General features: G+C 72.0%; 19 protein-coding genes and 4 tRNA genes. 10 read left to right on the top strand and 13 right to left on the bottom strand.

Features of this window, described 5'->3' with window-relative positions:
- Positions 1–343 precede the first annotated feature (343 nt).
- Both ABD347_RS24500 and ABD347_RS24505 read right to left on the bottom strand, forming a co-directional pair.
- A complete protein-coding gene (locus ABD347_RS24500; protein WP_344365083.1) occupies positions 344–922 on the bottom strand; it encodes a hypothetical protein in 579 nt (192 codons plus the stop codon).
- A gap of 165 nt (positions 923–1,087) precedes the next feature.
- Positions 1,088–1,438 (bottom strand): metallopeptidase family protein, encoded by a 351-nt coding sequence (locus ABD347_RS24505; protein WP_344365086.1) that lies wholly within the window; start codon positions 1,436–1,438, stop codon positions 1,088–1,090.
- Positions 1,439–1,497: 59 nt separating this feature from the next.
- Here ABD347_RS24505 and ABD347_RS24510 point away from each other — a divergent pair, with 59 nt between their 5' ends.
- The 4 genes from ABD347_RS24510 to ABD347_RS24525 all read left to right on the top strand — a co-directional run bounded on the left by ABD347_RS24510 (position 1,498) and on the right by ABD347_RS24525 (position 3,460).
- Positions 1,498–3,093, top strand: coding sequence for a metallophosphoesterase family protein (locus ABD347_RS24510; RefSeq protein WP_344365089.1), 1,596 nt, complete (start codon positions 1,498–1,500; stop codon positions 3,091–3,093).
- 81 nt (positions 3,094–3,174) lie between these two features.
- Positions 3,175–3,247 (top strand) — tRNA-Glu (locus ABD347_RS24515).
- A gap of 39 nt (positions 3,248–3,286) precedes the next feature.
- A tRNA-Asp gene (locus ABD347_RS24520) sits at positions 3,287–3,361 on the top strand.
- Between the two features lie 22 nt (positions 3,362–3,383).
- Positions 3,384–3,460 (top strand) — tRNA-Phe (locus ABD347_RS24525).
- 214 nt (positions 3,461–3,674) lie between these two features.
- Here ABD347_RS24525 and ABD347_RS24530 read toward each other — a convergent pair.
- The 3 genes from ABD347_RS24530 to ABD347_RS24540 are packed head-to-tail and all read right to left on the bottom strand — an operon-like array spanning position 3,675 to position 5,751.
- A complete protein-coding gene (locus ABD347_RS24530; protein ID WP_344365092.1) occupies positions 3,675–4,499 on the bottom strand; it encodes a cytochrome c biogenesis CcdA family protein in 825 nt (274 codons plus the stop codon).
- Positions 4,496–5,227 (bottom strand): DsbA family protein, encoded by a 732-nt coding sequence (locus tag ABD347_RS24535; protein ID WP_344365094.1) that lies wholly within the window; start codon positions 5,225–5,227, stop codon positions 4,496–4,498. The genes ABD347_RS24530 and ABD347_RS24535 overlap by 4 nt, the downstream gene beginning before the upstream one ends.
- A 56-nt stretch (positions 5,228–5,283) precedes the next feature.
- Positions 5,284–5,751 carry a hypothetical protein gene (locus ABD347_RS24540; protein ID WP_344365097.1) on the bottom strand — a complete coding sequence of 156 codons (468 nt, stop codon included), beginning with the start codon at positions 5,749–5,751 and terminating at the stop codon, positions 5,284–5,286.
- A 104-nt stretch (positions 5,752–5,855) separates the two neighbouring features.
- Here ABD347_RS24540 and hrpA point away from each other — a divergent pair, with 104 nt between their 5' ends.
- The 3 genes from hrpA to ABD347_RS24555 all read left to right on the top strand — a co-directional run bounded on the left by hrpA (position 5,856) and on the right by ABD347_RS24555 (position 10,373).
- Complete coding sequence (gene hrpA / locus ABD347_RS24545; protein ID WP_344365099.1) at positions 5,856–9,794, top strand: ATP-dependent RNA helicase HrpA; 3,939 nt, start codon at positions 5,856–5,858, stop codon at positions 9,792–9,794.
- A gap of 149 nt (positions 9,795–9,943) precedes the next feature.
- Positions 9,944–10,017: transfer RNA gene (locus tag ABD347_RS24550), tRNA-Asp, on the top strand.
- Between the two features lie 131 nt (positions 10,018–10,148).
- Entirely contained in the window at positions 10,149–10,373 is a 225-nt protein-coding gene (locus ABD347_RS24555) for a DUF6274 family protein (protein WP_344365101.1), read from the top strand.
- 267 nt (positions 10,374–10,640) lie between these two features.
- Here the strand turns inward: ABD347_RS24555 and bldC are convergent, their stop codons facing one another.
- Positions 10,641–10,847, bottom strand: coding sequence for a developmental transcriptional regulator BldC (gene bldC / locus ABD347_RS24560; RefSeq protein ID WP_003949541.1), 207 nt, complete (start codon positions 10,845–10,847; stop codon positions 10,641–10,643).
- A gap of 572 nt (positions 10,848–11,419) precedes the next feature.
- The gene (locus ABD347_RS24565) at positions 11,420–12,265 is read right to left on the bottom strand and encodes a DUF8083 family protein (RefSeq protein ID WP_344365102.1); all 846 of its coding nucleotides are present in this window, start codon (positions 12,263–12,265) and stop codon (positions 11,420–11,422) included.
- Between the two features lie 155 nt (positions 12,266–12,420).
- Here ABD347_RS24565 and ABD347_RS24570 point away from each other — a divergent pair, with 155 nt between their 5' ends.
- Positions 12,421–13,503, top strand: a complete 1,083-nt coding sequence (locus ABD347_RS24570; protein ID WP_344365104.1) for a Leu/Phe/Val dehydrogenase — start codon at positions 12,421–12,423, stop codon at positions 13,501–13,503.
- A 313-nt stretch (positions 13,504–13,816) separates the two neighbouring features.
- Positions 13,817–14,077, top strand: coding sequence for a DUF3073 domain-containing protein (locus ABD347_RS24575; protein WP_344365105.1), 261 nt, complete (start codon positions 13,817–13,819; stop codon positions 14,075–14,077).
- 57 nt (positions 14,078–14,134) lie between these two features.
- Here the strand turns inward: ABD347_RS24575 and purM are convergent, their stop codons facing one another.
- From purM to ABD347_RS24595, 4 genes are all read right to left on the bottom strand, one after another.
- Entirely contained in the window at positions 14,135–15,208 is a 1,074-nt protein-coding gene (gene purM / locus ABD347_RS24580) for a phosphoribosylformylglycinamidine cyclo-ligase (RefSeq protein WP_344365107.1), read from the bottom strand.
- Positions 15,209–15,253: 45 nt separating this feature from the next.
- Complete coding sequence (gene purF, locus ABD347_RS24585) at positions 15,254–16,780, bottom strand: amidophosphoribosyltransferase (protein ID WP_344365109.1); 1,527 nt, start codon at positions 16,778–16,780, stop codon at positions 15,254–15,256.
- 735 nt (positions 16,781–17,515) lie between these two features.
- Positions 17,516–18,370 carry an META domain-containing protein gene (locus tag ABD347_RS24590; RefSeq protein ID WP_344365111.1) on the bottom strand — a complete coding sequence of 285 codons (855 nt, stop codon included), beginning with the start codon at positions 18,368–18,370 and terminating at the stop codon, positions 17,516–17,518.
- Positions 18,371–18,449: 79 nt separating this feature from the next.
- Positions 18,450–19,262, bottom strand: a complete 813-nt coding sequence (locus tag ABD347_RS24595; RefSeq protein ID WP_344365113.1) for a maleylpyruvate isomerase family mycothiol-dependent enzyme — start codon at positions 19,260–19,262, stop codon at positions 18,450–18,452.
- A gap of 96 nt (positions 19,263–19,358) precedes the next feature.
- Here ABD347_RS24595 and ABD347_RS24600 point away from each other — a divergent pair, with 96 nt between their 5' ends.
- Positions 19,359–19,763: a nuclear transport factor 2 family protein gene (locus ABD347_RS24600; RefSeq protein WP_344365116.1), complete on the top strand. Its 405-nt coding sequence runs from the start codon at positions 19,359–19,361 to the stop codon at positions 19,761–19,763.
- Here the strand turns inward: ABD347_RS24600 and ABD347_RS24605 are convergent.
- Positions 19,760–20,581 (bottom strand): M23 family metallopeptidase, encoded by an 822-nt coding sequence (locus ABD347_RS24605; protein ID WP_344365119.1) that lies wholly within the window; start codon positions 20,579–20,581, stop codon positions 19,760–19,762. The genes ABD347_RS24600 and ABD347_RS24605 overlap by 4 nt on opposite strands.
- Before the next feature lie 22 nt (positions 20,582–20,603).
- Positions 20,604–21,104, bottom strand: coding sequence for an ArsR/SmtB family transcription factor (locus ABD347_RS24610; RefSeq protein WP_344365121.1), 501 nt, complete (start codon positions 21,102–21,104; stop codon positions 20,604–20,606).
- Positions 21,105–21,166: the final 62 nt, after the last annotated feature.

The following is a 21,166-nucleotide window of genomic DNA, read 5'->3' on the forward strand; positions in this document are numbered from 1 at the left end:
TACCACCATACGCACTCTCCCCCACTCAGCGCAAACCGGCCCACGCCAGCCTGCCCGTGACGTCCGCCTCACCCCCACCGGAGCCCCGCCCTCCCGGCGCCCCGCTGACGGGTCCGCTCCCCGTCGGCGGGCCGGCCCGCCGACGGCCCGTGTCCCGCGGGACCCAGTGCGCCCGCGCCACGGCTCCGCCCCCGCGTGTACGTGCCCGGCGCGACCCCACTGAGCTCCGCCGCCCGTCCACACCACGGCCCACACCCCGCCCCCCGCCCCACCCCGCCCGCGCCTCGCCCCCCGCCCCGTCGGCACCCAGCCGGAGGCGCGCCCCCGCAGGGCACGCGCGGGCTCACGCGGGGGCGGCCTGCGGCGAGGCGGCCGGTTCCGCCCCGGTGCCCGCCCACCGGCTGTCCGGCGCCCGGAGCGACTGGGTGCGGGTGTCGGCGGCCGGCGACGCGGAGGGCGGGTCCGACGGGTCCGGGCTCGGCTCCGGCGGCGGGGGCGGCGGGGGCGTCGACGCCGGGGGCGGTGTCGGCTCCGGCGGCGTCGGCTGCTGGCTCGGCGAGTCTCCGCCGCCCCCGGCCTCTCCGCCGCCTCCGGCCTCTCCGCCCCCTCCGCCCGTGCCCCCACCGCCGGTCGGCGAGGGAGCGGGCGGCTGCGCGGGCCGCGCCCCGGGCTTCCCGTCCGCCGACGGCTTCACCGACGGCTTGCCCGACGGTTCCGACTGCCCCGGTGCGTCGCCGGCCTCCGGCGACGCACCGCCCTCGTCGCCCGGCGCGCCCGCCTGCCCCTGCGCACCGGTCCCGGTCCGCACGTCGTGCAGCCCGCCGGGTGCGTCGGCCACACCTTCCGGCTCCGCCGCCGCGGCTCCGGACGGGCCGGCGGACCTGGCGGGGCCCGGCTTCGCGCCCTCGTCGGAAACGCTCATGCAGCCGCTGACGGAACCTGCGGAGGCCGCTACCGCCAGCGCGGTGACGGCCCATCGGACGGGGGCGGGCAGATGGCGCACGAGGGCACCTCCATGGGTGCGGGACGGGATTTCCCTGCCCAACTCCCCAGGCTCCACAAGGACACGCCCGCCCCGGCGCCCGGATCAGCCGTATCCGAGCTCGTGCAGCCGCTCGTCGTCGATGCCGAAGTGATGGGCGATCTCGTGCACCACCGTCACCTCCGTCTCGGCGACCACGTCCTCCCGCGAATCGCACATCCGCAGCGTCGGCCCCCGGTAGATGGTGATCCGGTCGGGCAGCACGCCCGCGTACCACTCGCCCCGGTCGGTCAGCGGAGTGCCCTCGTACAACCCCAGCAGAGCCGGGTCGTCCGGCGACGGCTCGTCCTCCACGAACACCGCGACGTTGTCCATCAGCCGCGTCAGCTCCGGCGGGATCCTGTCCAGCGCCTCGGCGACCAGTTCCTCGAACTCCTCGCGTGTCATCTCCAGCACGCCGCCATTGTCACGGATGGCCGGGCATGGTGACCCGTCCGCATGGGCATACGGCGGCCATGGCCGCCCGAGCTGCCCTCCGTCCCGCCTACGCCCGCCTGCTGCGCCACTACCGCTCCCGCCGCTCCGCCCCCACGTCCGCCCTGGTCCACGCCCCCCACCCGTATGCCCGCGCCTTCGGCCTGGTCGCCGTGGTGCTGTTCGGCGCGTGGCTCGGCCTTCTGGTCGTCGGCAGTGTCCGTACGCCGGTGGGGCCGATGGACACCAGCATGACCCTGCGGCCCTCCCTGAGCGGCGGCACGAAGATCAACGTCTCGCCGCTCGGCGCCCTCGAACTCGACTCGCACACCGCGCCCGTCCGGCTGGACGTGGATGTCGACCAGCTCGACCCGATCCGCTCCCAGGCCCTCGTCGAGCGCCCCGAACGGATCAACGGCCTCCAGGAGAGAATCACCCAGGACGTCGCCGACGGCACCCGCGAGCTGGCCCTGCGCTCCTGTGTCGCCGTCGTCTCCGGCGCCACCGCCCTCGGCCTCGCCGTCTACCGCCGCCCGCGCCGCGCCCTGGCGGCCGGCGGCCTGGCACTCGCACTGCTGGGAGCCGCCGGGGTGTCGGCCTACGCCACGTGGAACCCCAAGTCCGTGCTGGAGCCCAAGTTCTCGGGGCTGTTGTCGTCCGCCCCCTCCGTGGTGGGCAACGCCCGCTCGATCGTCAGTGAGTTCGACGTCTACCAGAAGGAACTCGCCCAACTGGTCACCAACGTGACGAAGCTGTACGACGCCGCCTCCACGCTCCCCACGTACCAGCCCGACCCGGGCTCCATGCGGGTCCTGCACGTCTCCGACATCCACCTGAACCCGGCCGCGTGGGAGATCATCCGCTCGCTCGTGGCGCAGTACCGGATCGACGTGATCATCGACTCGGGCGACACCATGGACCACGGCACCTCCACCGAGAACGGCTTCCTCGACCCGATCAGCGGCCTCGGCGCGCCCTACGTCTGGGTGCGCGGCAACCACGACTCGCAGGCCACGCAGCGGTACCTGGAGGGCCTCGACAACGTCCACGTCCTCGACGAGGGCCGCGCCGTCACCGTCGCCGGCCTGCGGGTGGCCGGCACCGGCGACCCGCAGTTCACGCCGGACCGCTCGGTGCTGCCGGCCGGCGACGACGCCGAGCGCGCGGCGGGTGCCCGGCTGGCCGCCGCGCTGGGCGCGCAGGCGCGGGCGGGCACACCGGTCGACATCGCGGTGGCCCACAACCCGGTGGCCGCGCTGGAGACCGACGGCGAGGTCCCGCTGGTGCTGGCGGGCCACGTCCACCGCCGCGTGAACAAGCTCCTGCCGGACGGCACCCGCCTCAAGATCGAAGGTTCCACCGGGGGCGGCGGTCTGCGCGCCCTGGAGAAGGACGAGCCGGAGAAGGTCCACGCCTCCGTCCTCTACCTGGACCGGGAGACGCGCCGCCTGCAGGCGTGGGACGAGATCACCCTGGGCGGTCTGGGCCTGACGACGGCCGAGGTCAGCCGCCACGTCCCGGAGGAGGACCCGCGGGCCACCCCCACCGTGACACCGTCCGGACCCGCCTCCGGCGTCCCCTCCCCGGTCCCCTCCGGAATCCCCGCGCGGAGCCCCGCCCCGACCCGTTCCCCATAACCGTTTTGGCGAACGGTCCCCGCATCCCATATGCTTCTCACGTCCCCGACGCGCTGATGAAGCGCCCAGGCGGGCCTCTTAGCCCTCATCGTCTAGTGGCCCAGGACGCCGCCCTTTCAAGGCGGTAGCACGGGTTCGAATCCCGTTGGGGGCACGCATCACCGTGTGCGAGACTAGTGCTCGCACATTGCTTGGTCCTGTGGAGCAGTTTGGAGTGCTCGCCACCCTGTCAAGGTGGAGGCCGCGGGTTCAAATCCCGTCAGGACCGCTGCGGCTCGGAAGAGTCGCGTGGCTGGGTAGCTCAGTTGGTACGAGCGTCCGCCTGAAAAGCGGAAGGTCGCCGGTTCGACCCCGGCCCCAGCCACCACCACCACGAAGGCCCCGTCCCCGGACGGGGCCTTCGTCGTACCCGCCCGCCGAGGCGGTCCCTCCCGGCCCGACCGCCGTCGCCAGGCGGCCACGACGGAGCGGCGGACCGTGCGGTGGCCCACGCCGCCGTGGCCCGCCGCCTCGTCACCGGGCACCCGCCACCGCGCCCCCGCGCCGGTCACGGCACAGAGGGGCGGCAGGGCGGGGAGCGGTCAGGTCCGCTCGCGGCCGCGCCAGCCGCGGACGCCGAGCGTGACCGCGACCACCGCGACCACCGCGAGGAGCAGGGCCCAGTCCGGGACCGCGCGACCGAGCGAGGAGGCCCACTCCTCCACCGCGTACGAGTCGTCGACGGACAGCAGGCCCGGCAGGGCGGTCGTGCCGTCGAAGGCGAGGAACAGTCCACCCAGCACGACGAAGAACAGGCCCGACAACAGCGACGTGCTGTGCAGCTCGAAGCGGCCCGCCCGCAGCGCGCGCCCCCGGAGCCAGCCGCGCCGCCCCAGGTCGTAGCGCTCCCACAGCAGGGCCAGCAGGAACAGCGGAACCGCCATGCCGAGGGCGTACACGGCCAGCAGCAGCCCCCCGTACGCGGGGCTCCCGCTGAGCGCCGCCACCGTCAGGACGCTGCCCAGGATCGGCCCCGCGCAGAAGCCGGCCAGGCCGTACACCAGGCCCAGGGCGTACACGGAGAGCGCCGACACGGGGCGGATCCGGCCGCTCACCTCGGCGATCCGGCGCGAGGCGAAGCCCAGGCCCAGGATCTGCGCCACGCCGAGCACGACGATCGTCCAGCCGCCCACGGCCACCAGCAGGTCGCGGTGGCCGTAGAAGAGGCGCCCCGCGTAGGACCCGGCGGCGCCCAGCGGGACGAGCGTGGTGGCGAGGCCGCCGTAGAAGATCCCGGTGCGGGCGAGCAGCCGGGCACGGGTGTCGATGGAGTACGCGAAGAACGCGGGGAGCAGCAGCGCGCTGCACGGGCTCAGGAGCGCGAGGAGTCCGCCGAGGAAGGCCGCCAGATACCCGATGTCCGTCATCGCCCGGCTTCCCGCTTCGCCGCGTCGATCGCGGCCGTGAACGTCTCCATGGGCTGGGCGCCCGCGATGGGCCGGCCGTTCACCAGGAACGACGGCGTGGACGTGGCGCCGAGTTCGTAGCCCTGCTCCTGGTCCTTGGCCACGGCCTGCCGCGCCGCCTCGCTGTCGACGTCGCGGCCGAAGCGGTCGAGGTCGGCGACACCCGCCTCCCGCGCGAGGGCGGTCACCCGGTCCTTCCCGAAGCCGCGCTCCTTGGCGCCCTCGGCGTACGCGGCCTTGTGGAACTGCCAGAACCGCCCCTGCTGCCCGGCGGCCCAGGCGGCACGGGCGGCCCGCTCGGACTCCTCGCCGAAGATCGGGAAGTTGCGCCACTCGATGCGCAGGGTGCCCTCGCCGACGTACTTCTCGATCAGCTCCGGTTCGGTGTCCCGGGCGAATTTCCCGCAGTAGCCGCACAGGAAGTCGGCGTATTCGATCAGTACGACGGGGGCGTCGGCGCGCCCCACGGCGAGCGGGTCCTTGGCGTCGCGCCGGGCGTACTTCTCCAGCTCGGGGTGGACGCCGGACCGTGGCTCGGCGGATGTCCCCGCGGACGCGCGGGCGGACGCCTCGGCGACGACGGCGGGGGAGCGGTCGGCCGGCTTGGTGGCGGTGTACGAGACGACGCCGAGCAGCGCGGCCGCGGCGGCGACACCCGCGCCGATGAGGTACGAGGTGGACTTGGGCATGGTGGGACTCCTGTGCGCATGGGGAAGTGACCGGCGGGCGAAGGGCGGCGCGCCGGCTATACGCGCAGGACCGACAGGTCCAGTGGCGAGGGCGCGACGAGGGGCGGCGGCCCCCGCTCCGGCCGGACTCCCGGGAGGATCCCGTCCGCGCCCCACGCGCCGGGCGCCGCACGCCCGGCGTGCGGGGCGGGCAGCAGCTCGCCCGGGGAGCAGGAGCGGGGCGGCACGGCGGGCGCCCGGTCCCCGTCGTCGTCGGAGGAGCCGCACCCGGGCGCCCGGCCGGGGCCCGGCCCGGCGGCGTCCACGGCAGCGACGTCCACGGCAGCGACGACCCCGGCGTCAGCGTCGACGGCGGCGACAATCTCGGCGACGGCGACCTCGGTGGTGACCCCGGCGGCGTCCACGGCGGCGGCCTCGGCGGTGACCCGATCCGGACCGGCGGCCGGTCCGCACACCAGCAGCGCCCCCGTCAGCACGAGCAGGGCGGCCGCGACGCGGCACCACCGGCTGCCGGCACTGGGCACGGGCACCGCCTTCCAAGGTCGTCCGGGGGTCTTCGGCTCGCCGGAAATGGTACGGGGAAATCGGTTCGCCACTCCGTCGCCGCGGGTGAGATCCTGGGTCAGGTATGTCTACTTCCTTCGCCGACCTCCAGACCCTGCTGGCCGAGGTCTCGCTGCGCGACGCGCACCGGCTCGGCCGCCGTCTCGAAGGCGCCCGCCGCATCCGCAAGCCCGAAGCCCGGCAGGCCGTGCTGGACGAGATCGCCGCCGAGGCCGGGAAGGCCGCTGCCCGCACCGCCGAGCGCGCGGCCCGGGTGCCGGAGGTCACGTACCCCGAGCAGCTGCCGGTCAGCCAGAAGAAGGACGACATCCTGGAGGCGATACGCGACCACCAGGTCGTGATCGTCGCGGGTGAGACGGGGTCCGGCAAGACCACCCAGATCCCCAAGATCTGCCTGGAGCTGGGGCGTGGTGTCCGGGGCATGATCGGCCATACGCAGCCGAGGCGGATCGCCGCCCGCACGGTCGCCGAACGCGTGGCGGACGAGCTGAGGACACCGCTGGGCGAGGCGGTCGGCTGGAAGGTCCGCTTCACCGACCAGGTGAATCCGGACGCGACCTTCGTCAAGCTGATGACCGACGGCATCCTGCTCGCCGAGATCCAGACGGACCGCGAGCTGCGCGCCTACGACACGATCATCATCGACGAGGCCCACGAGCGCAGCCTCAACATCGACTTCCTGCTCGGCTACCTGGCCCAGCTGCTCCCCAAGCGCCCCGACCTCAAGGTCGTGATCACCTCCGCGACCATCGACCCCGAGCGTTTCTCCCGCCATTTCGGGGACGCCCCCATCGTCGAGGTGTCCGGTCGTACGTACCCGGTCGAGGTGCGTTACCGCCCCCTCCTGGAAGAGGACTCCGAGGAGTCCGACCGCGACCAGATCACCGCGATCTGCGACGCCGTCGACGAACTCCAGGCCGAGGGGCCGGGCGACATCCTGGTCTTCCTCTCCGGCGAGCGCGAGATCCGCGACACTGCGGACGCCCTGGTCAAGAAGAAGCTGCGGAACACCGAGGTCCTCCCCCTCTACGCCCGCCTCTCGCACGCCGAGCAGCACCGTGTCTTCCAGGCCCACTCCGGCCGTCGCGTCGTCCTCGCGACGAACGTCGCCGAGACGTCCCTGACGGTCCCCGGCATCAAGTACGTCATCGATCCCGGCACCGCCCGCGTCTCCCGCTACAGCCACCGCACGAAGGTGCAGCGCCTGCCGATCGAGCGGATCAGCCAGGCCAGCGCCAACCAGCGCAAGGGCCGCTGCGGCCGTACGTCGGACGGCATCTGCGTCCGGCTGTACGACGAGGAGGACTTCCTCGCCCGCCCCGAGTTCACGGACCCCGAGATCCTCCGGACGAACCTGGCCTCGGTCATCCTCCAGATGACGGCCGCCGGGCTGGGCGACATCGAGAAGTTCCCCTTCATCGACCCGCCGGACCACCGCAACATCCGCGACGGTGTGCAGCTCCTCCAGGAGCTGGGTGCGATCGACCCCGCCCAGAAGGACCCGAAGAAGCGGCTCACGCAGGCGGGCCGCAAGCTCGCCCAGCTCCCCGTCGACCCACGCCTGGCGCGGATGGTCCTGGAGGCCGACAAGAACGGCTGCGTACGCGAGGTCATGGTGATCGCGGCCGCGCTGTCGATCCAGGACCCGCGCGAGCGGCCGGCCGAGAAGCAGGCGCAGGCGGACCAGCAGCACGCCCGCTTCAAGGACGAGACGTCCGACTTCCTGGCCTTCCTGAACCTCTGGCGCTACATCCGCGAGCAGCAGAAGGCGCTGTCGTCCTCGGCCTTCCGCCGGATGTGCAAGTCGGAGTACCTCAACTACCTGCGCATTCGCGAATGGCAGGACATCTACACGCAGTTGCGTACGGTCGCCAAGCAGATGGGGATCCACCTCAACGACGAGGACGCGCCCGAGGACCGCGTCCATGTCTCGCTGCTGGCCGGTCTGCTGTCCCACATCGGGATGAAGGACGTGAAGGACGGCGCGAAGAACGAGTACCTGGGCGCCCGCAGCGCCAAGTTCGCGGTCTTCCCCGGGTCGGCGCTGTTCAAGAAGCCACCGCGTTTCATCATGTCGGCCGAGCTGGTGGAGACCTCCCGCCTGTGGGCGCGGGTGAACGCGAAGATCGAGCCCGAGTGGATCGAGCCGCTCGCGGGCCACCTGCTGAAGCGCACGTACTCCGAGCCGCACTGGGAGAAGGACCAGGCGGCGGTGATGGCGTACGAGAAGGTCACCCTGTACGGCGTGCCGATCGTCGCCCAGCGCAAGGTCAACTACGGGCGCATCGACCCGGAGGTCAGCCGGGAGCTGTTCATCCGCAACGCACTGGTGGAGGGCGACTGGCGGACGCACCACAAGTTCTTCGCGGACAACCGCAAGCTGCTGACCGAGGTCGAGGAGCTGGAGCACCGGGCCCGCCGCCGCGACATCCTCGTGGACGACGAGACGCTGTTCGACTTCTACGACCAGCGGGTGCCCGAACACGTCGTGTCCGGCGCGCACTTCGACTCGTGGTGGAAGCACAAGCGCCACGAGGAGCCCGACCTGCTCGACTTCGAGCGCGAGATGCTCATCAACGAGAAGGCGGGCGCGGTCACCAAGGCCGACTACCCGGACTCGTGGCGGCAGGGCGCGCTGAAGTTCCGGGTGACGTACCAGTTCGAGCCGGGCGCGGACGCGGACGGTGTCACCGTCCACGTGCCGCTCCAGGTGCTGAACCAGGTGACGGACGAGGGCTTCGACTGGCAGATCCCGGGCCTGCGCGGGGAGGTCGTCACCGAGATGATCCGCTCCCTGCCGAAGCCGGTCCGCCGCCACTACGTCCCGGCGCCGGACTACGCGCGGAAGTTCCTGGAGCGGGCCGTACCCCTCCAGGAGCCGCTGACGGTGACGCTCGCGCGCGAGCTCCGGCGGATGGTCGGTGTTCCGGTGGACGCGGACGACTTCGACCTGACCAGGGTCCCCGACCATCTGAAGATCACGTTCCGGATCGTTGACGAGCGGCGCCGGAAGCTGGCCGAGGACAAGGATCTGGAGGCCCTGAAGCTCCAGCTGCGCCCGAAGGCCCGTCAGGCGCTGTCCAAGGCGGCCCAGGCCGCCACGGCGGGCCCCTCGGGCTCCGGGCCGTCCCTGGAGCGCACGGGTCTGACGGACTGGACGATCGGCACGCTCACGAAGATCTTCGAGACCCGTCGCGCGGGCCAGCCGGTCAAGGCGTACCCCGCCCTCGTCGACGCCGGCGACACCGTCTCCGTACGGCTCTTCGACACGGAGGCCGAGCAGGCGCAGGCGATGTGGCGCGGCACCCGCAGGCTGATCATGCTGAACATCCCGGTGAACCCGGCCAAGTTCGCCTCCGACAGGCTGACGAACCAGCAGAAGCTCGCCCTCTCCCGCAATCCGCACGGCTCGGTCCAGGCGCTGTTCGACGACTGCGCGACCGCCGCGGCCGACCGGCTGATCGCCGACCACGGCGGCCCGGCGTGGGACGAGGAGTCGTTCCGGAAGCTGTACGACAAGGTCCGCGCCGACCTCGTCGAGCTGACGATCCGCACGGTGGACCAGGTGCAGCAGATCCTGGCCGCCTGGCAGGCCTGTGAGCGCCGCCTGAAGACCACGAACAGCCTGGTCCTGGTGAACAACGTCCAGGACGTACGGGAGCAGCTGGCGGCCCTGGTGCCGCCCGGCTTCGTGACGAGGACCGGTCTGCGGCGCCTGCCGGACCTGATGCGCTACCTGGTGGCGGTGGACCGGCGGCTCCAGCAGATGCCCACGTCCGTCCAGCGCGACACCACGCGGATGGAGAAGGTCCACGAGATGCAGGACGAGTACGCCTGGCTGCTGGAACAGGTGCCCAAGGGCCGGCCCGTGCCGCAGGAGGTCCTGGACATCCGCTGGATGATCGAGGAGCTGCGGGTCAGCTACTTCGCCCACGCCCTGGGGACGGCGTTCCCGGTCTCCGACAAGCGGATCGTGAAGGCGATCGACGCCGCCGCGCCCTGACCGGCTCCGACGGGGCTCTGTCGAGACCGGGAGGGGGCCGTCAGGGGCCGCCGGGCCGTGTCCGGCCGGTCGCCTTGAGTGAGTTCGACCGGACCCTCCGACCTGCTGTACAGTTTGGTTCGCAGCCGCGCGGTCGGCCGCGAGATCAAGGTCCTGTGGAGCAGTTGGTTAGCTCGCCACCCTGTCAAGGTGGAGGTCGCGGGTTCAAGTCCCGTCAGGATCGCAGGAGAAGGAACAGAAGGGCCCGTATCCCCCCGGGGATACGGGCCCTTCTGTCGTGTGCCTTGACGCGGTCATCTGCCACCGGTACCCAAACAACAGGGGATCGGGGGCCCTTCACGGGAGGTGACGCGCATGGCGGCGGCATCCACGGTCAGGCACGAGACTCGCGCGCTGCTCCGCGCCCATCTGGCGGCCGCTTCCGGCTATCGCCACATCACCGGGCACTGCCCCGTCTGCCACCGCCTCCTGCGGCTGGTCATGGAGCACCCGGAGGGCGCCGAGGAGGAGCGGGAGGGCGCCGAGGGCGCGGTCCGGGAGGAGCCGGCGGACCCCGGCGACGACACGGAGCCAGTGTGACGCGAGTCACGAAATGAGTTTTGAGAACCCCTCAACTTACACCCTTCCTACAACCACCCGATTTAGTATGTGCAATTGCACTCTCCTGCGGGGCCTCCACGGACCACCGCCCCGACCGGTCGTGAGCGCACAAAAAGATCGCGCTGGACCCGGCGGAGTCCAGCGCGATCGGTGACGAGGGCCCGTTGGGGCGGGCTCAGGTCGGTGGAGCCAAAAGGTGGGCGTACCGGGTTGGGGGACCCGGAATGGCCCGGTCAATCAGGGTGTTCAGGCCTCGCTGCGCTGCTGCGGAATACCCGCCAGCAGTGCGCGGACCTCTGCCTCGCGGTACCGGCGGTGTCCACCGAGCGTTCGGATGGACGTGAGCTTGCCCGCCTTTGCCCAGCGGGTCACCGTCTTCGGGTCCACGCGGAACATCGTGGCAACCTCAGCGGGGGTCAGCAGCGGCTCGGCATCAGGGGTGCGAGCGGTCATGAGCGGCCTCCTCGGGAGAACCGAACCTTCTCGGTTCTTTCCTCTAAATTCTGCACCTTGACCCGCGTTGCCCGAAATGGCGGACGCGAGCCGAGTCGGTTATAGGACGAACGGCTTGTCCTCGGCACTACAACTACACCATCTGTCCAGCCACGTTCGGCCAAACCGATGGAATTGCCCTCTCAGGTGTTCATCAGCGGCGGAAGCCGATGGACCATGCCATAGCGGACAGTCACGTCACAGTGACGATCAGTCACAGAGCGATCAGGAGTCAACAGACCCCCCATAGCGTGCAATGCTGAGCCTTCCGCCCATACGTGGACGGAAGGAGCCCTCCCCGGACTCCTTGTCCTATTTTGGCATGAGGTCGGGCGATGGGCGCAAGAGCCCAGTTAGTGCTATCCGTCACGCTTGACACAAAGGCCCGGATCGGGACCAACGACCCCCCGGAGCCCTGCGGGCCCCCGGAGCGAGATCATGCGGCAGATCGGCCGCCGGATCCATAGCGGGGCGACGGCACCGGCACGGGACGGGGCCGGACCCGCGGCCGGGCACGACCCGGGGTCATCGTTTCAGTTCGCTTGCTGGAGGTTCCGCACCGCGCGCCACCTCTCGGTGAGCCGCTCGTACGCCTCCCCGGTCGCCGCCCCGTCGCCGGCCCGCAGCGCCGCGAGACCGGCCGCCACGTCCGCCGCGGACCGGTCGTCGGCCAGGGACTCCTCCGCCAGGGCGTGCACGAGACCCCCGTAGTCGAGCTCCACCAGCGAACGCGGGTGGAACTCCTCCAGCCACCGCCCCACGTCCACCAGGCCCTCGCTCAGCGGCCCCTCGTCCAGCGACTCCCGCAGCGTCTTCAGCGCCCGCGCCACCCGCCGCCGGGCCTGCACCATCGGCGTCCGGTAGCGCAGCACCGGCGCCTTGCCGGGGCCGCCGGACGCGACGTACTCGCGCTCCTCGTCCGAGAACAGGGCGAACCACCGCACCGGCACCTGCCAGACCGCCGTACGGATCCACGGCCGGGCGTCCGGGTTCCGCTCCCGCCACCGCTCGTGGTCCGCCTCCGCCTGCTCCCGCACCACCGGCGGCAGCACCGCGTCCAGCACCACGGGCGGCAGCGTGCCCGGCAGTTCCTCCAGGGCCAGCCAGCCGCGCAGCCGCGTCCGCCACGGGCACACGTACACCACACCGTCCACCTCCACCACGAAGGCGTCGGCGCTCTCGTGTACCGGCACCGCGACCGGCGGCGTGGCCAGCAGGTCGGCCAGGGAGCGGCGCAGCTCGTCCTGGGCGGTCGGAGAGGTGCCGCGGCGCGCGTAGCGGGCCCAGTGGCCCCGCTCGGGCTCCGGGAAGGCCGCCAGCGGCTCGTACACCCGCAGGTAGGACGCGTACGGCACGAGGACCGAGGAGACGGCTGGCATGTCACGAATCCTTCCACGCCCGTACTCCGCGAGGGGGTGATCCGCCGCACTCGCTCTCATCTACGCGCAGGTAGGACTTACTCTCTTGCCGTCAAGGTCCTCCCCCACCCGCAAGGAGGGCCCTATCCGCCGCTTCGTACTTGGGAGTCACCACCGTGACCGATGTGACCGACGGCGTCCTGCACACCCTGTTCCGATCGGAGCAGGGGGGCCACGAGCAAGTCGTGCTGTGCCAGGACCGCGCCTCCGGCCTGAAGGCCGTCATCGCCATCCACTCGACCGCTCTGGGCCCGGCCCTCGGCGGTACCCGCTTCTACCCGTACGCCTCCGAGGAAGACGCCGTCGCCGACGCGCTGAACCTGTCCCGGGGCATGTCGTACAAGAACGCCATGGCCGGCCTGGAGCACGGCGGCGGCAAGGCCGTGATCATCGGTGACCCGGAGCTGATCAAGACCGAGCAGCTGCTGCTGGCCTACGGCCGGTTCGTCGCCTCGCTCGGCGGCCGGTACGTGACGGCCTGCGATGTCGGCACCTACGTGGCCGACATGGACGTCGTCGCCCGGGAGAACCGCTGGACCACCGGCCGCTCCCCCGAGAACGGCGGCGCCGGCGACTCCTCCGTCCTCACCGCGTACGGCGTCTTCCAGGGCATGCGCGCCTCCGCCCAGCACGCCTGGGGCGACCCCACGCTCCGCGGCCGCAAGGTCGGCGTCGCGGGTGTCGGCAAGGTCGGCCACTACCTGGTGGAGCACCTGCTCGAGGACGGCGCCGAGGTCGTCATCACGGACGTGCGGGAGGAGTCGGTACGCCGGATCACCGACAAGTTCCCGCAGGTCACCGTGGTCGCCGACACCGACGCGCTGATCCGCACCGAGGGCCTGGACGTCTACGCCCCGTGTGCGCTCGGTGGGGCGCTCAACGACGACACCGTCCCCGTGCTGACGGCGAAGGTGGTGTGCGGCGCGGCCAACAACCAGCTGGCCCACCCGGGCGTCGAGAAGGACATCGAGGACCGCGGGGTCCTCTACGCACCCGACTACGTGGTCAACGCCGGTGGCGTGATCCAGGTGGCCGACGAGCTGCACGGGTTCGACTTCGACCGGTGCAAGGCGAAGGCGTCGAAGATCTTCGACACCACGCTGGCAATATTCGCACGTGCGAAGGAAGACGGGATTCCGCCGGCCGCGGCGGCCGACCGGATCGCCGAGCAGCGCATGGCGGAGGCACGCCGCGGGTAGTCGCCGTGGACCGTGATCCACAGCACCGGCCCGCCGGCCGCGTCGAGCGCGTCCCCCGTGAGGGAGACATGGCTCACGCCGGTCGGCGGGTCGACTGCCAAGAAGAGGTTAAAATCGCAGCTGACCAGCGAGGACGGGGCTCCTCGTCGGTCCTGTTCCGGGGCGCGTCATGCGGGCGGCGTACCGTATGGCCGCGGAAGCAGGTACCGTTGAAGCCCTACGGGCCGGTCTCTCCGCGGAGAGTCCGTTCCGACTCATGAACGCGTGTCAAGACTCTGGGGCCGTCGAGCCCCGTCACCGAGGGGGTCGAGCCATGGGGCGCGGCCGGGCCAAGGCCAAGCAGACGAAGGTCGCCCGCCAGCTGAAGTACAACAGCGGCGGGACTGACCTGTCGCGTCTGGCCAGCGAGCTGGGCGCTTCCACTCCGCAACCGCTCTCGCAGCCGCCGAATGGCGAGCCGTTCGAGGACGAGGACGAGGAAGACGACCCGTACGCCCGCTACGCGGAGCTGTACAACGACGACGAGGACGAGGATGAGGAGTCCGGCCCGTCGTCACAGCGTCGCGGTGCTTGACGCCTGAACTCACCCAACCCGGTCCGGGGCCCCGCCCCGGACCGGGTTCTGTGCTGCTCAGACCGCGTACTCACCGGTCAGGGTCGCGCCCGTGGCGTGCTCGCCGCGCTCGGTGATCTCCCCGGCGATCCAGGCATCCACGCCCCGGTCGGCGAGGGTGGTCAGGGCCACGTCGGCCGACTCGGCGGGAACGACGGCCATCATGCCGACGCCCATGTTCAGGGTCTTCTCCAGCTCCAGGCGCTCCACCCGGCCGGCCGTCCCGACCAGGTCGAACACCGCGCCGGGCGTCCAGGTCGACCGGTCGACCGCGGCGTGCAGTCCGTCCGGGACCACCCGGGCGAGGTTCGCGGCCAGGCCGCCGCCGGTGATGTGGCTGAACGCGTGCACGTCGGTGGTCCGGGTGAGCGCCAGGCAGTCCAGCGAGTAGATCCTGGTGGGCTCCAGCAGCTCCTCGCCGAGCGTCCGGCCGAGTTCCTCGACGTGCTGGTCCAGTCGCATGCCCGCACGGTCGAACAGCACGTGGCGTACGAGCGAGTACCCGTTGGAGTGAAGACCGGAGGACGCCATGGCGATGACCGCGTCCCCCGTACGGATGCGATCGGCACCCAGCAGCCGGTCCGCCTCCACCACGCCCGTACCGGCGCCGGCGACGTCGAAGTCGTCCGGTCCCAGCAGGCCGGGGTGCTCGGCGGTCTCGCCGCCGACCAGGGCGCAGCCGGCCAGGACACAGCCCTCGGCGATGCCCTTGACGATGGCGGCGACCCGCTCGGGGTGGACCTTGCCGACGCAGATGTAGTCGGTCATGAACAGCGGCTCCGCGCCGCAGACGACGATGTCGTCCATGACCATCGCGACCAGGTCGTGGCCGATGGTGTCGTACACGCCCATCTGGCGGGCGATGTCCACCTTCGTACCGACACCGTCGGTGGCGGAGGCGAGCAGCGGGCGCTCGTAGCGCTTGAGGGCGGAGGCGTCGAAGAGCCCGGCGAAGCCGCCGAGGCCACCGAGAACCTCGGGGCGCTGCGTCTTCTTCACCCACTCCTTCATCAGCTCGACGGCGCGGTCGCCCGCTTCGATGTCGACGCCCGCGGCTGCGTAGCTGGCACCGGTGGTCTCAGTCTCAGACATGACTGTGAGAACTTTCGTGTCGTACTGCAGGGATTGCGGGTTGTCCTACGGGCGACGGAGGGCGTCGGCCGCGGCCGTGGCGGCCGGTCCGGCGGCCAGCTCGGTCTCCAGGAGCTGCTTGCCGAGCAGCTCGGGGTCCGGCAGCTCCATGGGGTACTCACCGTCGAAGCAGGCGCGGCAGAGCTTCTGCTTCTCGATGGTGGTGGCCTCGATCATGCCGTCGATGGAGATGTACGAGAGGGAGTCGGCGCCGAGCGACTTGCCGATCTCCTCGACCGTCATGCCGTTGGCGATCAGCTCGGCCCGGGTGGCGAAGTCGATGCCGAAGAAGCACGGCCACTTCACGGGCGGGGAGGAGATCCGGATGTGGACCTCGGCGGCCCCGGCCTCGCGGAGCATCCGGACGAGCGCGCGCTGGGTGTTGCCGCGGACGATCGAGTCGTCCACGACGACCAGGCGCCGGCCCTTGATGACTTCCTTCAGGGGGTTCAGCTTCAGGCGGATACCCAGCTGGCGAATGGTCTGGGACGGCTGGATGAAGGTCCGGCCGACGTACGCGTTCTTCACCAGGCCGGCGCCGAACGGGATGCCGCTGGCCTCCGCGTAACCGATCGCGGCGGGCGTGCCGGATTCGGGCGTCGCTATGACCAGGTCGGCCTCGGCGGGGGCTTCCTTGGCCAGTTTCCGGCCCATCTCCACCCGGGAGAGATACACGTTCCGGCCGGCGATGTCGGTGTCCGGGCGCGCCAGGTAGACGTACTCGAAGACACAGCCCTTGGGCTTCGCTTCCGCGAATCGAGAGGTGCGGATGCCGTTCTCGTCGATCGCGATCAGCTCGCCCGGCTCGACCTCGCGGACGTAGGCGGCACCGCAGATGTCGAGGGCGGCGGACTCGGAGGCGACCACCCAGCCGCGCTCCAGACGGCCGAGGACCAGCGGGCGGATGCCCTGCGGGTCACGGGCGGCGTAGAGGGTGTGCTCGTCCATGAAGACGAGGGAGAAGGCGCCCAGGACCTCGGGAAGCACCTTGGCGGCGGCTTCCTCGATGGTCAGCGGCTTGCCGTCGTCGTCGACCTGGCCCGCGAGGAGGGCGGTGACGAGGTCGGTGTCGTTGGTGGCCGCCACCTGCGTGGCCCGGCCGTCCTTCTTGGGGAGGTCGGCGACCATCTCGGCGAGCTGCGCCGTGTTGACCAGGTTGCCGTTGTGGCCGAGCGCGATGGAGCCGTGGGCGGTGGCCCGGAACGTCGGCTGCGCGTTCTCCCACACGGAGGCGCCAGTGGTCGAGTAGCGGGCGTGACCGACCGCGATGTGACCCTGGAGGGAGCCGAGAGAGGTCTCGTCGAAGACCTGGGAGACCAGGCCCATGTCCTTGAAGACGAGGATCTGGGAGCCGTTGCTGACCGCGATTCCCGCGGATTCCTGACCCCGATGCTGGAGGGCGTAGAGCCCGAAGTACGTGAGCTTTGCGACCTCTTCACCCGGAGCCCAGACACCGAAGACGCCACAAGCGTCCTGGGGGCCCTTTTCGCCGGGAAGCAGATCGTGATTGAGTCGACCGTCACCACGTGGCACGCCACCGAGTGTAGGCGAGATCGACCACTGGTCCGAATTGGGGACGGGCCGGGAGACGGGGCGGGGAACCGACGGTTCCGGTCGCGCCGCCGCCGCCGGGTCCTCCGACCAGCCGCTGGTCAGGCGCCGATCCCCCACCGACCGTCCACCGGCGGACCGCCGATCACGCGCTGACCTGGGCCTGAGCCGGGTATCCCCGGCGTCCGCCCGGGACGCCCGGCGAACGCCGGAGGACCCGCTCGCGCCCCGGCCGGGACCCGGCCGGCACCGGCCGGACCGCCGTGGACCACGACCGGTGTGACGGACCTCGCAGCACGGAGGCCGGGCCCGGGTGCCCGTGGCGCAGCCCGGGGCGGGGCGGGGGTGGAAGCCTGGAGCCGGGTCGGGTCGGGGGCGGGTCGGGGGCCGTGGCACAGCCGGTACGGAGCCGGGGTCTGATGCTGCTTGGGGTCGAGGCGGTGACGGGGCGGGGGTCGGGCCGAGGGCGGGGTCGGGCCGAGGGCGGGGTCGGGCCGAGGGCGGGGCAGTCCCGGGGCTGGGGCGGAGCCGGATCGGGGCCCGGGCCGAGTGAGAGCCGGGGCGAGGGCGGATTCGGGCCCGGGTCCCGGGGGCCGTGGGGCAGCCGGGGCGGGTCCGGGGGCCGTGGGGCAGCCGGGGCGGGGGCGGGTCGGGGCCCGGGCCCAGTGAGAGCCGGGGCCGCGTCCGGCCCGGGCCAGGGGCCGGGTGGGGCGGTTGTCAGCGTTTGGCGGGGGCGGTCGCACCCGGGGTTGGCGCGCCCGCCGCGAAGCCGGTCCCGTCCGGGGCGGTGACCGTGAGCCTGCGGTGGTCGATCGTGTACGCCGTGGCCTTGCCCTCCATGGTCTTGAGCAGGGCGCGCTCCAGTTCCATCTGCGGTCCGGCGCACAGCTTGCGCGTGGTGGTGACGCGGCCGAACGTCATCGTGGAGCCGTCCGTGGTGACGGGGGCGTTGAACTGGTTGCAGCCCAGGGTGCCGCGTACGGAGCCGTCCTTGCCGAACACCAGCGACGCCTCGCCCTCGGTGCCGGCCGGCAGTGAGGCGACGGTCCGGCCGGAGATCAGTGAGGTCACCGTCCACTTGGTGCCGACGAGCGGCGCGGGGGGCTGCTCGTCGAGCTGGACGGTGTCCCCGCCGGTGGTGGTCAGGGTCAGCCGGCCGTCCTTCAGCGTGGCCTTGAGCTTGCCCGTGAGGACGGACTTGAGGGTGTTCTCGAAGTCCTGGAGGGGCTCGGGGCAGCCGATCTCGGTCATGCCCGTGTCGCTGATGGTGACGGTGTCGCCCTCGACGGTCGCCCTGGCGTCGAAGCGGTTGCAGCCGAAGTTGCCCTCGGCCCGGCCCTTGGGGTCGATGCGGACGTGGGCTCCGGGCGGCGCGGCGGTCTTCTCGCCGTCCACGGTGACGCTCTCGACGGTCCAGTGCGTCCCGGTGACCGGCACGTCGGGGCGTACGGAGCTGCTGCCGGCGTCCGCGTCCTGTCCGTTCCCGGACTGGGTGCCGCAGGCGGTGAGGGCGAGGGCGAGGAGCGGGACGAGGACGGCGGCCCGGGTGACGTACGGCTGCTTCTTCGGCATGGTCGGCATGGTGGTGGGACGGACCGGGCGCGGACCCGGTTCCGTCCCTGGGCCGTCCGGGCCCCCACGCCCGGGCCGCTCAGCCGAGGACCGGGAGGTGGGCCGCCAGATCCGCCCGTTCGCCGCTCGCGCGGACCCGCGCCGTGGACAGGGCCTCCGCCCAGGTCGTGCGTCCCGTGGCGAGCCGGATCCAGGTGAGCGGTTCGGTCTCGACCACGTTCGGCGGCGTACCGCGCGTGTGCCGGGGGCCTTCGACGCACTGCACCACCGCGTACGGCGGCACCCGCACCTCCACCGAACCGCCCGGCGCCTTCCCCGCGAGCGCGTCGGCCAGCAGCCGGGTGCAGGCGGCCAGCGCCCCGCGGTCGTACGGGACGGCGAGCCCGGTCGCGTGGTTGAGGTCGTCGGTGTGGACGATCAGCTCGACGGTGCGGGTCACCAGGAAGTCCGCGAGGCGGACACCCCCGAAGCGGGTGACGATCAGCCGCTCGTCCGGGGCGGCCTCCAGGGCGTCGGCGAGCCCCCGCCCGGTCTCCTCGTACAGCGCGGCGAGCGCGGCCGGGTCGTGCGCACCGGCCTCGGCGATCTCGCGGGTGTCGTGGTCGACGTCCCCGGCGTACTGCCGGGTGGCGAGCGGCCAGTCCAGCAGGGTCAGGTCGCGGGTGGCGGGGGCGGGCGCGGCCACCCCGCGGACGACCGAGCGCATCGCCATGGTGATGTGCGCGGCCAGTTCGCGGACCGTCCACTCTCCCAGCCTGGTCGGCCGGCCGAGCTGCTCGGACGTGAGCGTGAGGACGCCCTGGCGTACGTGGTCGAACTGCGCGAGCACGGCGGACCGGATCTTGGCCGGGTCGTAACTGCGGTTGCGCTGGGCGCGCTTGCTCGGTGGCATGGGCCGAGGTTAGCCCGCCGCCGCATGGCACGGGGCGCACTCCGGGCGGACGATGGGAGTGACGGCGAAGACGGGTACGAGAGGCGGGAGACGACCATGAGTGAGCACCCCGACAGCGCCCTGGTCCGCCGGGGTTACGACGCATTCGCCAAGGGCGACATGGCGACCCTCGGTTCGCTGATGATGTCGGACTGCGCCTACCACCTGCCGGGCTCCAGTCAGGTGTCCGGCCACTTCAAGGGCCGTGACAACGTCCTGTCCCTGTTCGGCAGGCTCTTCGAACTGACCGGCGGGACCCTCCGTGTCGACCTCGACGGGGTCTTCGTCGACGGGCGGGGGCACGCCGTCACGGCCCACAAGTGGTACGCCGAGCGGGAGGACCGCGGGATCGAGATGAGGGGCGGCCTCCTCTTCACCATCGTCGGCGGGAGGATCAGCGACATCGACGAGTGCGTCGAGGACATCGACCAGACGGACGCCTTCTGGGACGCGCCCGCTTAGACCTGCGCGGGCTCCCGGGTGAACGCCTCGCCGCCCGCCGGTACGCCCACGCCGCGCCACGTGAACGGGACGCCGCCGGCGGTGCGCGGGTCGGGGCCGTCCATCAGCTGGAAGTGCAGGTGCGGCTCCGTGGAGTTGCCCGAGTTGCCGCAGCTCGCGATCGGCTGCCCGGCGGTGACCCGGTCGCCCGCGCGTACCTGGAGCGAGCCACGCCGAAGGTGCGCGTACATCGCGTACGTACCGTTCCCGAGGTCGAGCACCACGTGGTTGCCGATGATGTGCCGTGGCCCGCCCAGCGACCGGAACGCGCCCTCCACCAGGAAGAAGTACGGCAGCGCGGGCAGCGAGTTGCGGCTGAGATGGTCACGCAGGCCGTCCTCCGCGTGCACCACCGTCGCGTCCGCGACAGCGAGGAGCGGGGCGCCGAAGGCGGGGAAGTCGCCGTTGCGGCGGGCGACGGGCCAGAGCGCGGCGAATGACGGCCTCGGCCGCTCCTGCGACTCGGCCACGATGTCGATGGCGTACGTCTGGGCCAGCGCGTGGGTGCCGTGGCTCGGGACCTTGTCCGCCGGGCTGTTCAGGGCGGACCAGGTGCCGGTCACGGGCGGGTCCACCTCGACCGCGTCCCGGGTGCCGGCGGTGATGCGGCGGTGCTCCGTGCGGCCGAGCACCACGCGGATGGTGACGGCGGCCAGCAGCGGCAGCCAGCCCAGCCAGTAGTTGTAGGGCAGGTCGACGAAGGGCGAGGCGAGCGCCTGGGCGATGAAGCACACCCACAGGACGCGGGCGAGTATCGCGGCGGACGTGCGGATGGACATGGTGGTGTTCCCCCGTGGTCGGTTACGGCCGGGCCGTGGCCAGGGCCACGAGCAGCGGTACCACGCGGCCCGGTGGGACCTCGTAGCGGCCGCGCCCGGCGGCGTGGAGCCAGCCGGCACCGGTCAGTTGGCGCAGGTGGTGGTAGATCTGGCCGGTCGTGCCGACCTCTTCCAGCGCGGCCAGCTCGGCGGCGGTGCGCCGGCCGCCGAGGATCTCGCGCAGGAGCCGGAGCCGCACCGGGTGGCCGAGAGCCGCGAAGGACTCGGCGGCCTCGGTCCAGTCGCCGTCCAGCTGCTCGTCGGTGAGGGCCCCGTACTGCCACTCGTACTGCTCCCCCGTCGGCAGCCGTACGGCTCCGGTGAACAGCACCCCGCCTTCGGACGCGCCCGCCCGGGCGAGCCGCGCCTTGAGCCCTTCCAGGGCCCAGAAGTCACCCTCGCCGACGGGCGGTGCCGCGTGGGCGCCGCCCTCCAGCGCCGCGATACGCCGCTCCAGTTCGGCGACGCGCTCCTCCAGCTCCATGAACCAGAGAATACGTAGTTACGTAATTACGTGCAAGCAGCCTCGGGCAACGGGAGAGCCCC

It is taken from the genome of Streptomyces gobitricini (assembly GCF_039532985.1).
GTDB lineage: Bacteria > Actinomycetota > Actinomycetes > Streptomycetales > Streptomycetaceae > Streptomyces > Streptomyces gobitricini.